This is a genomic window from Nonomuraea sp. NPDC049421 (assembly GCF_040677005.1).
Lineage (GTDB): Bacteria > Actinomycetota > Actinomycetes > Streptosporangiales > Streptosporangiaceae > Nonomuraea > Nonomuraea salmonea.
This window is the reverse complement of record NZ_JBFAQA010000062.1, coordinates 1-12,084: the sequence shown is the minus strand read 5'-3', so window position 1 is coordinate 12,084 and position 12,084 is coordinate 1. Positions and strand designations below refer to the sequence as shown.

Genomic DNA, 12,084 nt, shown 5'->3' with positions numbered 1-12,084 from the left:
TCGGTAAGCCGTATGCGGGAAAACCGCACGTACGGAATTGAAAGGGGGATGGGGAACCGGGCCTTCACGGCACCGCGCCCCTGACTACCAATGGAAGATGTGCTGATCGTAGGAGCGGGCCCCGTGGGGCTGATGCTCGCGTGCGAGCTGCGGCTGGCCGGCGCCCGCCCCATCGTGCTGGAGAAACGGGCCGAGCCCGGCGAACTGCCCAAGGCCAACGGCCTCGGCGGGCAGATCGTCGAGTTACTCGACCACAGAGGGCTGCTGGAGCGCTTCAGCGCGGGCAGCCCGTTCGCCGGGCGCGCGCCCGGCTTCCCGTTCGGCGAGGTGCCGCTGCGCTTCGCCGGCCTCGACGACGTCCCGTTGCGGCTGCTGCTCATCCAGCAGCCGCAGCTCGAACGGCTGCTCGCCGAGCGGGCGCGCGAGCTGGGCGCCGAGATCAGGCGCGGCTGCGAGGTGCGCGCGCTCACGCAGGACGACGAAGGGGTGACGCTCGACACCTCGCAGGGGCCGATCAGGGCCAGGTACGCGGTCGGTTGCGACGGCGCCGGCAGCCTCGTACGCGACCAGGCCGGCATCGCCTTCCCCGGCAGCACCGACGACGAGGGCCTGCTGATCGGCCACTTCACGGCGGGCCCCGAGGTGTTCGCCGCGCTGGAGGCCGCGGGGCTGCGGCAGGGCTGGAACCGCCGCCCGCACGGCCGCGTGCTGTTCACCTCGCTGCGCGAGGGCGTGCTCATCGCGGGAGTGCGGGAGGGACGCGCAGCCGAGCACGACCCCGTGAGCCTGGCCGACTTCCAGGCCGCCGTACGCCGGGTGCTGGGCCGCGACCTGCCCCTGGGCGAGCCGATCTGGCTGTCCCGCACGGCCGCGCAGGCCAGGCTGGCCGAGCGCTACCGGGCGGGGCGGGTGTTCCTGGCGGGCGATGCGGCCCACCTGTTCCCCGCGGGCGGCTCGGCGCTCAACGCCGGCATGACCGACGCGGCGAACCTCGCGTGGAAGCTGGCGGGACGGCTGCGCGGGCGGGTGCCGGAGGAGGTGCTGGACACGTACGAGAGCGAGCGCAGGGCGGTCGCTGAGCGCACGCTGCTGCAGACCAGGGCGCAGGCCGCCATCGACAGGGCGGCGGGCGAGGCGGGCGAGGCGCTGCGGGCGCTGCTCGCCGAGGTCTTCGCCTTCGAGGCGCCGGCCCGCCACCTGGCCACTCTGCTCCACGACGCCGGCGTCCGCTACCCGGGCCCGCCGGACGCACATCCGCTGGTGGGGCGGTTCGTGCCCGACCTGGCGCTGCACGGCGGCACGCGGGTGGCCGAGCTGATGCACGAGGCCAGGCCGGTGCTGCTCGACCTCGGCGGCGGCGCCACAGTGGATGTCGACTGGGTACGCGTGATCAAGACGACCTGCGACGACCCGCCCGCCGACACGCTGCTCATCCGCCCGGACGGCTACGTGGCCTGGGCGGGCGCCGACGGGGCCGAGGAGGCGGCCGAGCGCTGGTTCGGGGGCGGCGCCGTCAGAGCCAGCCGGGTTTGACCAGGCCGGACTCGTAGGCGATCACGACGAGCTGGGCCCGGTCGCGGGCGTGGAGCTTCATCATGGCCCGGCTCACATGCGTCTTGGCCGTCGCGGGCGACATGAACAGCCTGGCCGCGATCTCGTCGTTCGTCATGCCGGTGCCGACGAGGGCGAGCACCTCGCGTTCGCGCTCGGTGAGCTGGTCGAGGCCGTCGGCGGCGACCGGCTCCTTGGCGCGGGAGGCGTACTCGGCGATGAGCCGGCGGGTCACGCTGGGCGACAGCAGCGCCTCGCCGGCCGCCACCACCCGCACGGCCTGGATCAGCTCGGCGGGCTCGGTGTCCTTGACCAGGAAGCCGCTCGCGCCGCCGCGCAGCGCCTCGAAGACGTACTCGTCCAGCTCGAACGTGGTCAGGATGATGATGCGCGGCCCCTGCGGCATGCGGCGGGTGGCGGTCAGCCCGTCGGTGCCCGGCATGCGGATGTCCATGAGCACCACGTCGGGGCGGTGCTCGGCGGCCAGGCTGACGGCCTCCGCGCCGTCGGACGCCTCGGCCACCACGGTCATGTCGGGCTGGGCGTCGAGCAGCGCCTTGAAACCCGCGCGGACCAGCGCCTGGTCGTCCGCCAGCAGCACCTTGATCATGAACTCTCCTCGGGTAGGGGCAGCCGGGCCTCGACCTGGAACCCGGCTCCGCTGGGACCGGCGACGAGGGTGCCGCCGAGCGCGGAGGCCCGCTCGCGCATGCCGGGGACGCCGTTGCCGCTGCCCTCGTCGGACAGCGGGGCGGGGCTGGTGGCGCCGGTGTCGGTGACCCGGATGAGCAGCTCGTCCTGACCGTATTCGAGCCGCACCCGCACGTCGGCGCCCGGCGCGTGCCGGCCCGCGTTGGTGAGCGACTCCTGCACGATCCGGTACGCCGCCCGCTCCACCTGCGGAGGCAGCGGCCTGGCGCCGTCACGTTCGAGCGTCACCCGCTGCCCCGAGCGCTCGACCAGCTCGTCGAGCCGGTCGAGCCCGGCGGTGGGCGAGCGGGGCGCGCCCTCGCGCAGCACGTTCAGCACCGAGCGCATCTCGCCGAGCACCTCCTTGGAGGCCGTCTTGATCGTGGCCAGCGCGGTCCTCGCCTGCTCCGGGTTGGCGTCGATGAGGTGCAGCGCGGTGCTGGCCTGGACGTGGATGAGCGAGATGTTGTGCGCGAGCACGTCGTGCAGCTCCTGCGCCATGGTCAGGCGCTCCTCGCTGGCCTGCCGCCTGGCCTCCTCCTCGGCGGTCCGCTCGCGTTCGAGCCGCCGCTCGTTCACGATCCTGACCAGCTCGGCCACGACCATGAGCAGCATGACCGCGGTGATGATGGCGCCGCTGTGGAAGAAGTCCCTGGTGCCGGTCGTCCAGGCGTAGCCGATGAAGGACAGCAGCGTCAGCCCCGCCATGCTCCAGGCCATCGTCCGCCGGCCCCGTACGACGAGGAGGAACAGCAGGACGGACGGGCTGATGAAGGTCGGCCCGTAGGCGTAACCGGCGATGAGGAACGCGTCGCACGCCACCAGCGCGCCGATCGTGGTGAGCAGCGGGAAACGGCGGTGCAGCAGCACCATCACGGGACCGACCGCGAGCAGCGCGAACGCGCGGCCGTCGAGCGGCTCGCGCCAGCCGGCCTGCCCCCAGGACGCGCCCCTGGCGATCACCATCTGGGCCACGGCCACGATCAGGGCGAGATAGGGGTCGAAGCCGGACTTCCTACGCACGGGACCACGCTAAGTCAAGCTTCTGACCAGCGCATCACCCTGATGTGTGACCAGGCCCTACCACAACGGGCGTAGCTGGGTCATCGTGGGAACCATGCGCCGTGCGATCTTCTCCGCAGCAGCAGTCCTCCTCTCCCTCGCGTCCGCGCCCGCCGCGGCGGCTCAACAGCAGCCCCACCAGCCCCGGAAGGCGCCCGTCGCCGAGGGGTACGGCGGCGCCGTCGCGACCGTCGACCTCGACGCCACCAAGGCCGCCATCGCCGTGCTCAGGAAGGGCGGCAACGCCGTGGACGCCGCGGTCGCCGCGGGCGCCGTGCTGGGCGTCACGGAGCCGTACTCGGCGGGCCTGGCCGGCGGCGGCTTCATGGTCTACTACGACGCCGGGAAACGTAAGGTCTTCACCATCGACGGCCGGGAGACCGCGCCGCGCGCCATGACCAGCAGGTCGCTGGAGGGCATCCCGTTCGACGAGGCCGTCACGAGCGGCCTGTCGGCAGGCGTGCCCGGCACGGTGGCCAACTGGGACGTGGCGCTCAAGAAGTTCGGCACGCTCTCGCTCAAGCAGGCGCTGCAGCCGGCCATCGAGGTGGCGTCCAAGGGCTTCGTGGTCGACCAGACCTTCCACGACCAGACGGCGGCCAACGCCGACCGCTTCAAGGACTTCACCTCCACCGCCCGCCTCTACCTGCCGAACGGCGCCCCGCCGCCGGTCGGCTCGGTGTTCAGGAACCCCGAGCTGGCCGCCACCTACCGGGAGCTGGGCAAGCGGGGCCCCGGCTGGCTGTACGGCGGCAGGCTGGGCCAGGAGATCGTGGCCACGGTCAAGCAGCCGCCCGTAGCGCCGGGCAGCACCCGTGACGTCAGGCCCGGCCTGATGGAGCTGTCGGACCTGCGCGCCTACCGGGCTCCGCTGCGCGAGCCGACGAAGGTCTCGTACAAGGGCCTGGACGTGTACGGCATGGCGCCCCCGTCCTCGGGCGGATCCACGGTCGGTGAGGCGCTCAACATCCTGGAGGCGCTGCCGCAGGTCGGCCTGCACGAATACCTGGAGGCGTCGCGGCTGGCCTTCGCCGACCGCGGCGCGTACGTCGGCGACGTCCCCCGCGTGCCGCTCAAGGAGCTGCTGTCGGACGGCTTCGCCAAGGAGCGCGCCTGCCTGATCGGCCAGACCGCGATGGCCCACCCGGCCGCTCCGGGCAACCCCGACGGCCGCTACGGCGCCTGCGAGCAGCCCACCGGCGCCGCGACCCCGGTCGCCAAGGAGGGCCCGGAGACCACCCACCTGGTGGTGGCCGACCGCTGGGGCAACGTGCTCGCCTACAACCTGACCATCGAGTCCACCGGCGGCAACGGCATCGTGGTGCCCGGCCGCGGCGTGCTGCTCAACAACGAGCTGACCGACTTCACCTTCGGCCCCGCACCCGGCGACCCGAACCTGCCCGGCCCCGGCAAGCGGCCGCGCTCGTCCATGGCGCCGACGCTGGTGTTCGACGAGGGCAGGCCGGTGCTGGCGGTCGGCTCGCCCGGCGGCTCCACGATCATCACGACCGTGCTGCAGATCCTGCTCAACCGCTACGACTTCGGCATGAACCTGCCCGAGGCGCTGGCCGCGCCGCGCGCCACCCAGCGCAACACCGAGCAGACGCAGGCCGAGCCCGCGTTCCTGGCCGCGCACCAGGCCGAGCTGGAGGCTCAGGGACACAGGTTCGCGGCGAACCCGGAGATCGGGGCCGCCACGGCGCTGGAGTTCCTCGGCAGGGGACGCGTCCAGGCGGTGGCCGAGCCGACCAGGCGCGGCGGCGGCAGCGCGATGGTGGTCTCCACGCGCCGCTGAGTCACGGGATGAGCTGGAAAGCGCCGGGTTTCATCCGCTTCGTACGCGCCCAGTACTCGAAGCTGAAACCCGGCCAGATCGTCCGGTTCACTCCGTGCTCGTCCAGGTACCAGGAGTGGCAGCCGCCGGCGTTCCAGACCAGGGGGTCGAGCCGGCGGCGCAGCCGCTCGTTGAAGGCGCGCTGCGCCTCGGACCGCACCTCGATGGCCCTGGCGCCGGTGCGGGAGAGCAGGCGCAGGCACTCCAGCACGTAGCGGACCTGCGCCTCGATCATGAAGACCACCGAGGTGTGCCCGAGCCCGGTGTTGGGGCCGAGCAGGAAGAACAGGTTGGGGAAGCCGGCGGTGGCGACGCCCAGATACGCCTCCACGCCGTCCTTCCACGCGTCCTGGATGCGCACCCCGTCGCGGCCGGTGATGTGCTGCTCGGTCAGCGCGTCCACCACCTTGAAGCCGGTGCCGTAGACGATGGCGTCGGCCGGGTGCTCGACCCCGGCCGCGTCCACCAGCGAGCGCGGCCTGATCTCGGTGATGGCGTCGGTGACCAGGGAGACGTCCGGCCTGGTCAGGGCCGGGTAGTAGTCGTCGGCGAGCAGGATGCGCTTGCAGCCGATCAGGTAGTCGGGGGTGAGGGCGCGGCGCAGCTCGGGGTCGGGGACCTGCTCGCGCAGGTGGCGCAGCGCGAGCCGCTCCTGCGCCTTCATCAGGCGCGGGTGCACGGCGAAGCCGAGCGCCCTGGTCTCCAGAGCCCAGTAGATGCCGTACCGCAGGGCCCTGGCGGCTCCCGGCAGGCGCAGCAGGCGGCGGGCGGCGGGCGGGAAGGCGAAGTCGGGCTTGGGGTGGACCCAGGGGGCCGTGCGCTGGAAGACGGTGAGGTGGCGGGCGGTGCCGGCGAGCTTGGGAACGAACTGGACGGCTGAGGCGCCGGTGCCGATGACGGCGACGCGCTTGCCGGTCAGGTCGATCGCGTGGTCCCACTGGGCGGAGTGGAAGGCGGGGCCGGTGAAGGATGCGCGCCCCGGGATGTCCGGAAATTTCGGGATGTGGAGGGCGCCGATGGCGGAGACGACCGCGTGGGGGCGCAGCGTCTCGCCGTTCTCCGTGGTGACCGTCCAGGTGCGGGTGGGGTCGTCGTACTCCAGGGAGGTGACGCGCCGGTCGTAGCGGATGTGCGGGGTGACGCCGTACGCGGCGGCGCAGGCGCGCAGGTAGCGGCGGATCTCCTCCTGCGGCGAGAACATCCGCGACCAGCCCGGATTGAGGGCGAAGGAGTAGGAGTACATGTGCGAAGGGACGTCGCACGCGCAGCCCGGGTACGTGTTGTCACGCCAGGTGCCGCCCAGTTCGCCGGCCTTCTCCAGGATGACGAAGTCGTGGTAGCCGGCCTCTTTGAGCTTGATGGCCATGCAGATCCCGGCGAAGCCGGAACCGACGATGACGATGCCTGGTCCGGTCACTGGCCCTCCCGGCTGGTCCACCTATTGGACTACGCATCCAACATAGAGAGGATGCCCTGGCCGGGTCCAGAGTACGGGAACGACGAATCCCCGCCACGGCCTCCGCGGCGGGTGATGCGGCCGGCTGACTACTGGAGCAGCAGGAAGGCGACGACGCCGACGACGACGATGGCGGCGACGACCGCGATGATGGGGACGAGCGGCGACTTCTTCGGCTTGGCTGCGGCCTCCTGCTCGCGCGCGTTCGCGAACGCGCGGAAGGCCTGGGTGTTGCCCGCCGGATCGATGTGCTGGTCAGACATGGGCAGCAGCCTAGCGTGATCCCCTGCGTCGTTTGCGGCTTTTGGTGGGATCCAATGGGCCAGGCTGATTAGGGGACCGCCCCACACGGCAGATAGCTTTGAAGCATGCTGCGGACCCTGCTGTCGCCCCGTCTCCTGGGGTTGCACCTGCTCACCATCGGGGTCCTCGTCGCGTTCATCCTGCTCGGGCGCTGGCAGCTCGGCGTGTTCCAGGACTCCGGCAAGCCGCAGTCCGCCATCGACCCCGCGCCCGTCGCGGTCGCCACGCTCGCCCAGGTGGGCGCGCAGATGAGCGGCGAGTCGGTGGGCCGCAAGGTCTCCGCCGAGGGCGTCTACGAGGCCGGCAGGCAGCTCCTGGTCGCCGACCGGCGGGCCGACGTCGACGCGCCGGGCGGCAACGTCTCGCGCGGCCACGGCTACTGGGTGCTGACGCCGCTCAGGCTCGACGACGGCACGCTCATGCCCGTCGTACGCGGCTGGGTGGCCAAGGACAGCGACCCCGCGATCGCGTCCGTGCCGGAGGGCAGGGTCACGGTGAGCGGACGGCTGCGCCCCCAGCAGGGCACCGACAGCGTGCAGCGGCGGGCCGAGGGGCTGCCGCAGGGCCAGGTGCAGACGGTCTCCACGGGCGAGCTGGTCAACCTGTGGTCAGGCCAGCAGGTCCGCACCGGCTACGTGGTGGCCCAGCCGCCCTCGGGCCCGCTCACCCAGGTCAAGGTCGATCCGCCGGTGGTCGGAGGAGAGCTGACCTGGCGTAATCTGGCTTATGCCGCCAACTGGTGGATCTTCGCTGGATTCGCCGTCTTCATGTGGTTCCACTTCGTGCGCGACGCGGTGCGGCGCGACAGGGACCGCGGCACGTCGTCCCCTGAGATGGTTCTGGAAGGTTAACGGTGGAATCGGCTCTCAAACCCTTCCGGGTGCTCGCCTACATCGTCGGCGTCATGCTGCTCGTGCTCTGCGTCGGCATGGTCCTGCGCTACGGCTTCGGCCAGGAGGCCATGTCGAAGATCATCGCCCCCATCCACGGCGGGCTCTACATGATCTACCTCATCGCCGCGATGAACCTGGGCATGAAGGCTCGCTGGTCGTGGCCGTACCTGCTGGGCGTGATGCTCGGCGGCACGGTGCCGTTCCTGTCCTTCTACGTGGAGCGAAGGGTGACCCAGCGCGTGCTGAACGCGCCGGCCGCGGCGGAGGCTTGACGGCCTCCGCCGCCCGGCGGTGATTCAGCAGGCGACTCGGCAGGCGACTCGGCAGGTGACTCAGCGGCCGATGCCGCGCCTGCGTGCCCTCTTGAGGCGCTCGCGCTGCGACGGGTCGAGCATCAGGTAGCCCACCACCGGCAGGCCGATCACGCCGAGGATGACCAGCCACATCAGCCATCCGTCAAGGAAGAACAGCGAGAGCAGGATCGCGGCGCCCGCGCCGATCGCGTATTTCTTGAATGGCGACATCCCTCACAACCCTCCAACGCGGAGCGCACGCCCCGCCTCATCCACATTCTGCGTCGCCTGTCCAACGTGTGAACCCGCCGACATGGTTCCTTTCGCGATGTATCGCAATCGTTGCGCAACGCACCTCACGGGCGGGCGCCGGTGATCACGCGCAGGTCGCGGCGCAGTTCGTCCACTGTGGGACGTTCCAACGGGTTGCCGGCGAGCAGCCGGAACAGCACGGGAGCCAGCGGTCCCGCGCGGGTCAGCGCCGCGCCGGGCGCGGGCGGCGCGCCCTCCACGGCCATGAACAGCGTCGCGCCGAGCGACCACAGATCCGCCGCCTGGGTCGCCGCGCCCTCGGGAGCCGAGTACGCCGGGAGCGTTCCCGCCCGCAGCAACGGCATCAGCCTGGCCCGGCCGAACGCGTCGATCAGCACGTTGCCCGGCTGCACCCCGCCGTGGAACTCGCCCCACGCCGCCAGCCGGTCGAGCACGTCCAGCCCGATCGCCGCCACCTGGACAGGCGGCAGCGGGCCCGCGGCGGCCACCACGACGTCCAGCGGGCGATCCACCGCCAGCCGGTCGAGCGTCTCGCGCACCACCTCCATGGACGGCGGCCCCGACGGGTGCAGCATGGCCCGCAGCAGCGACCTGAACGGGTCGGCGCCCTCCGCCGGGACCTGGCCGGGCGGGCGGCCCTCCACCGCGAAGTGCAGCGTGGCCGCCAGCGACCACAGGTCCGCCGACGGCAGCATGCTCAGGCTGGGATAGCCGAACCCGCTCAGCACCGCCCGCCCCGTCGTGGTGAGCAGCACGTTGCCGGGATCGACCCGGCCGTGCACGATGCCGGCCGCGTGGGCGGCGGTCAGCGCCGACAGCAGGCACACGCCCACCCTGGCCGCCTGGGCGACGGGGAGCGGGCGGCGGGAGCGTACGACCTGCTCCAGTGACGTGCCGGAGACGAACTCCATGACCAGCCACGGCACGCCGTCCTCGATCAGCACGTCGAGCACCCGCACCACGAAGGGGTGCCGCAGCCCGCCAGCCCTGCGCGCCTCGAACAGGGCGGCCTCCCGCAGCTCCGGCGGCACCCGCAACTGCCTGACCGCGACGTCGCGGTGCTCCGCCTCGTCGAAGGCCAGGCGCAGGGAGCCCGTGCCAAGCGGATTGAGCAGGCGGTAGCGACCGTTCAGCTTCCTGGTCTCACCCATGTCTACGTGCACGATAGCGCCAGGAGCAGGGCTCGGCCATCACGAGGTGCCGGCCGCCAGCCAGGCCTCCTGCGCGGCGTGCACCTTGCTCCACAGGGCGTCCTTCTCCTGGGCGCTCACGTCGTCGAGCGGCAGGCCGAAGATGTCGGACAGCGCCGCGTAGTAGTCGCGCGCCGAGTCGAGCGTGACCGACAGCGACGTATTGCCGTAGCGGGTCAGGGTCAGGCCGCGCAGGCAGTCCACGCCGTACGCGTCGCGCCGCTGCACCACCGCGACCCGCACGAACCCGGACGTCGGTGACGTCGTCAAATGCTCGTGCATCGCAGCGAACGCCGACATCTCCGCCGGTTCCGGCGCCAAGTCCATGCCCTGGAACGAGCCACTCGGGTCGTGGTCCAGCCGCCACCCGCCGGGCGCCACCTCAGAACGCCGCAGCCCGTACGTGAAAGGCCCCTGCTTGTACGAGCCCTCGATGAGCGGCAGCGGCTCGTGCAGAGCGTCACCCAACCCCGCGTCCACCAGCCACTCACCGCCCGGATTGTCCACGGAGGGCAGGTCGCTCACGGTCAGCACCAGATGGTTGGCGGTGATCGCCGGCTCGGAGTTCCGCATCTGCACCCCGCCGACGTGCCGCGTCACCCGGTAACCCAGCGCCGCGAGCAGCGCGGAGAACGCGCCGTTCAAGTGATAGCAGTAGCCGCCGCGCCCCCTGAGGATGCGCGCGGCCGAATCGAGGGGATCGACCGTCGTGGGCCGGCCCAGCCAGATCTCCAAAGCCTCATAAGGCACCCGCTCGACGTGCGCGGCGTGCAGCGCCCGCAGCGCCTCCGCGCTGGGGGGAGCGCCGAGCAACGAGGGCAGGCCGAGACGGGCGAGGTAAGCGGTGGTTTCCATCCGGCAATTCTGCACGGATTGTGCACGACTTCGGCAGTGTCGTCTGCACAGCCCGCTTCTAGGCTTTCGTACGTGGCAGAGCAGCGACGCATCCTCGTGGTCGAGGACGACGTGACGATCGCGCTGGCCGTACGGAACAGGCTGGCCGCCGAAGGGTTCGACGTCAGGGTGGCGGGCGACGGGCAGGACGCCCTCATCCAGTACGGCAGGGCGGAACCCGACCTGGTCATCCTCGACCGGCTGTTGCCCGGGCTCGACGGGCTGGAGGTGTGCCGCCGCATGCAGGCCGCGCGGCCCGTGCCCGTGCTGATGCTCACCGCGCTCGGCGAGGAGACCGACGTGCTCGTCGGGCTCGGCGTCGGCGCCGACGACTACCTGGCCAAGCCGTTCAGCATGCGCGAACTCGTCGCCCGCATCCACGCCCTGCTGCGCCGCGTCGAACGCGCCGCCCAGCTCGCCGCCGAGGACACCGTGATCAGGGTCGGCGAGGTCGAGATCGACACCGCCGCCCGCCGCGTCTTCGTGCGCGGCGCCGAGGCCCAGCTCACCAGGACCGAGTTCGACCTGCTGCGCCGCCTCGCCGAGCGGCCGGGGCACGTCTTCGAGCGCGACCGGCTGCTGTCGGACGTCTGGGGCTTCTCCGAGGCCGCCGCCACCAGGACCGTGGACAGCCACGTCCGCGCGCTGCGCCGCAAACTCGGCTCCGACGTCGTGCGTACCGTGCACGGCGTCGGCTACGCCCTGGTCGGCCGATGAACCCCCTCGACTTCCTCGGCCGCATCAAGGTCAAGCTCGGCATCGTGATCGTGCTGGCCGTCGGCACCGCGTTCGTCGTGAACGAGGTCGGCATCAACTCCGGGCTCTCCCGCGAGCTGCGCATCGCCGTCGCCGTCGTCCTCGCCCTCATCATGGTGCAGGTCCTCGCCATGGGGATGACCAAGCCACTGCGCCAGATGGCCCGCGCCGCCCAGACCATCGCCAAGGGCGGCTACAGCCTGCGCGTCAGCGCCACCTCACGGGACGAGGTCGGCGAGCTGGCCCGCGCGTTCAACGCGATGGCCGCCGACCTCGGCGAGGTCGACCGGCAGCGGCGCGAGCTGGTCGCCAACGTCAGCCACGAGCTGCGCACGCCCATCACCGGGCTGCGGGCCGTGCTCGAGAACGTCGTGGACGGCGTCTCCGCCGCCGACCCCGTCACCATGCGCACCGCGCTCGCCCAGACCGAGCGGCTCGGCCGCCTCGTCGCCCAGCTCCTCGACCTGTCGCGGCTCGACTCCGGCGTGCGCCTCATCGAGGCCGAGGCCGTCGCACTCGCGCCGCTCGTCGAGCAGGCCGTACGCGAGGCGGCGCTGGCCCGCGAGGACGTCTCCATCCGGCCGTCCGTCCCTGACGACCTCGTCCTGCGGGCCGACCCCGACCTGCTGGCGCAGGTGCTGGCCAACCTGCTCGACAACGCCGTACGGCACAGCCCGCCCGGCGGGACGGTCACCGTACACGGGGCCGCCGTCGGGCCCGGCGTCCGGCTCGCCGTCGAGGACCAGGGGCCCGGCATCCCCGCCTCCGCCCGTGCACGCGTCTTCGAACGCTTCTCCCGCCTCGACACCGGCCGCGGCGCCGCCACCCGCGGCGCCGGGCGGGGGCGGGCCCGAGAGCACGACAACCGCGAGCGGAGCTAGGAAGAGCG

General features: G+C 72.1%; 13 protein-coding genes. 6 read left to right on the top strand and 7 right to left on the bottom strand.

Annotated elements, in window-relative coordinates; translation table 11 throughout:
* Positions 1-90 precede the first annotated feature (90 nt).
* Entirely contained in the window at positions 91-1,533 is a 1,443-nt protein-coding gene (locus AB0K18_RS49785; RefSeq protein ID WP_364930076.1) for an FAD-dependent monooxygenase, read from the top strand.
* On the opposite strand, the gene AB0K18_RS49780 is transcribed toward AB0K18_RS49785, so the two are convergent.
* Positions 1,514-2,161, bottom strand: coding sequence for a response regulator transcription factor (locus AB0K18_RS49780; RefSeq protein WP_355411548.1), 648 nt, complete (start codon positions 2,159-2,161; stop codon positions 1,514-1,516). The genes AB0K18_RS49785 and AB0K18_RS49780 overlap by 20 nt on opposite strands.
* Positions 2,158-3,264 (bottom strand): sensor histidine kinase, encoded by a 1,107-nt coding sequence (locus AB0K18_RS49775; RefSeq protein ID WP_364930072.1) that lies wholly within the window; start codon positions 3,262-3,264, stop codon positions 2,158-2,160. Before AB0K18_RS49775 ends, AB0K18_RS49780 begins: the two co-directional genes overlap by 4 nt.
* Positions 3,265-3,358: 94 nt before the next feature.
* On the opposite strand from AB0K18_RS49775, the gene ggt reads away from it, so the two are divergent.
* Positions 3,359-5,098, top strand: a complete 1,740-nt coding sequence (gene ggt / locus AB0K18_RS49770) for a gamma-glutamyltransferase (protein WP_364930069.1) — start codon at positions 3,359-3,361, stop codon at positions 5,096-5,098.
* A 1-nt stretch (position 5,099) separates the two neighbouring features.
* On the opposite strand, the gene AB0K18_RS49765 is transcribed toward ggt, so the two are convergent.
* On the bottom strand, positions 5,100-6,554 hold the full coding sequence (locus AB0K18_RS49765; protein WP_364930067.1) for an NAD(P)/FAD-dependent oxidoreductase: 1,455 nt from the start codon (positions 6,552-6,554) through the stop codon (positions 5,100-5,102).
* Positions 6,555-6,682: 128 nt separating this feature from the next.
* Positions 6,683-6,856, bottom strand: a complete 174-nt coding sequence (locus AB0K18_RS49760; protein WP_345396849.1) for a hypothetical protein — start codon at positions 6,854-6,856, stop codon at positions 6,683-6,685.
* Positions 6,857-6,961: 105 nt separating this feature from the next.
* Here AB0K18_RS49760 and AB0K18_RS49755 point away from each other — a divergent pair, with 105 nt between their 5' ends.
* Both AB0K18_RS49755 and AB0K18_RS49750 read left to right on the top strand, forming a co-directional pair.
* Positions 6,962-7,747, top strand: a complete 786-nt coding sequence (locus AB0K18_RS49755; protein WP_364930064.1) for an SURF1 family protein — start codon at positions 6,962-6,964, stop codon at positions 7,745-7,747.
* A gap of 2 nt (positions 7,748-7,749) precedes the next feature.
* Complete coding sequence (locus tag AB0K18_RS49750) at positions 7,750-8,061, top strand: DUF3817 domain-containing protein (protein ID WP_364930062.1); 312 nt, start codon at positions 7,750-7,752, stop codon at positions 8,059-8,061.
* Between the two features lie 60 nt (positions 8,062-8,121).
* On the opposite strand, the gene AB0K18_RS49745 is transcribed toward AB0K18_RS49750, so the two are convergent.
* From AB0K18_RS49745 to AB0K18_RS49735, 3 genes are all read right to left on the bottom strand, one after another.
* Positions 8,122-8,313, bottom strand: coding sequence for a hypothetical protein (locus AB0K18_RS49745; protein ID WP_364930059.1), 192 nt, complete (start codon positions 8,311-8,313; stop codon positions 8,122-8,124).
* 125 nt (positions 8,314-8,438) lie between these two features.
* A complete protein-coding gene (locus AB0K18_RS49740; RefSeq protein WP_364930057.1) occupies positions 8,439-9,506 on the bottom strand; it encodes a protein kinase in 1,068 nt (355 codons plus the stop codon).
* Between the two features lie 39 nt (positions 9,507-9,545).
* Positions 9,546-10,400: an arylamine N-acetyltransferase gene (locus AB0K18_RS49735; protein ID WP_364930054.1), complete on the bottom strand. Its 855-nt coding sequence runs from the start codon at positions 10,398-10,400 to the stop codon at positions 9,546-9,548.
* 72 nt (positions 10,401-10,472) lie between these two features.
* On the opposite strand from AB0K18_RS49735, the gene AB0K18_RS49730 reads away from it, so the two are divergent.
* Together AB0K18_RS49730 and AB0K18_RS49725 are read left to right on the top strand one after the other, a co-directional pair.
* Positions 10,473-11,156 carry a response regulator transcription factor gene (locus AB0K18_RS49730; protein WP_364365500.1) on the top strand — a complete coding sequence of 228 codons (684 nt, stop codon included), beginning with the start codon at positions 10,473-10,475 and terminating at the stop codon, positions 11,154-11,156.
* A complete protein-coding gene (locus AB0K18_RS49725; protein WP_364930051.1) occupies positions 11,153-12,076 on the top strand; it encodes an ATP-binding protein in 924 nt (307 codons plus the stop codon). Before AB0K18_RS49730 ends, AB0K18_RS49725 begins: the two co-directional genes overlap by 4 nt.
* The last annotated feature ends 8 nt before the right edge of the window (positions 12,077-12,084 follow it).

Excerpts from the sequence above, each read along its gene's own strand:
- AB0K18_RS49745 (WP_364930059.1), bottom strand. The coding sequence starts at position 8,313 with ATGTCGCCATTCAAGAAATACGCGATCGGCGCGGGCGCCGCGATCCTG.
- ggt (WP_364930069.1), top strand. The coding sequence starts at position 3,359 with ATGCGCCGTGCGATCTTCTCCGCAGCAGCAGTCCTCCTCTCCCTCGCG.
- AB0K18_RS49755 (WP_364930064.1), top strand. The coding sequence starts at position 6,962 with ATGCTGCGGACCCTGCTGTCGCCCCGTCTCCTGGGGTTGCACCTGCTC.
- AB0K18_RS49725 (WP_364930051.1), top strand. The coding sequence starts at position 11,153 with ATGAACCCCCTCGACTTCCTCGGCCGCATCAAGGTCAAGCTCGGCATC.
- AB0K18_RS49740 (WP_364930057.1), bottom strand. The coding sequence starts at position 9,506 with ATGGGTGAGACCAGGAAGCTGAACGGTCGCTACCGCCTGCTCAATCCG.
- AB0K18_RS49735 (WP_364930054.1), bottom strand. The coding sequence starts at position 10,400 with ATGGAAACCACCGCTTACCTCGCCCGTCTCGGCCTGCCCTCGTTGCTC.
- AB0K18_RS49785 (WP_364930076.1), top strand. The coding sequence starts at position 91 with ATGGAAGATGTGCTGATCGTAGGAGCGGGCCCCGTGGGGCTGATGCTC.
- AB0K18_RS49780 (WP_355411548.1), bottom strand. The coding sequence starts at position 2,161 with ATGATCAAGGTGCTGCTGGCGGACGACCAGGCGCTGGTCCGCGCGGGT.
- AB0K18_RS49760 (WP_345396849.1), bottom strand. The coding sequence starts at position 6,856 with ATGTCTGACCAGCACATCGATCCGGCGGGCAACACCCAGGCCTTCCGC.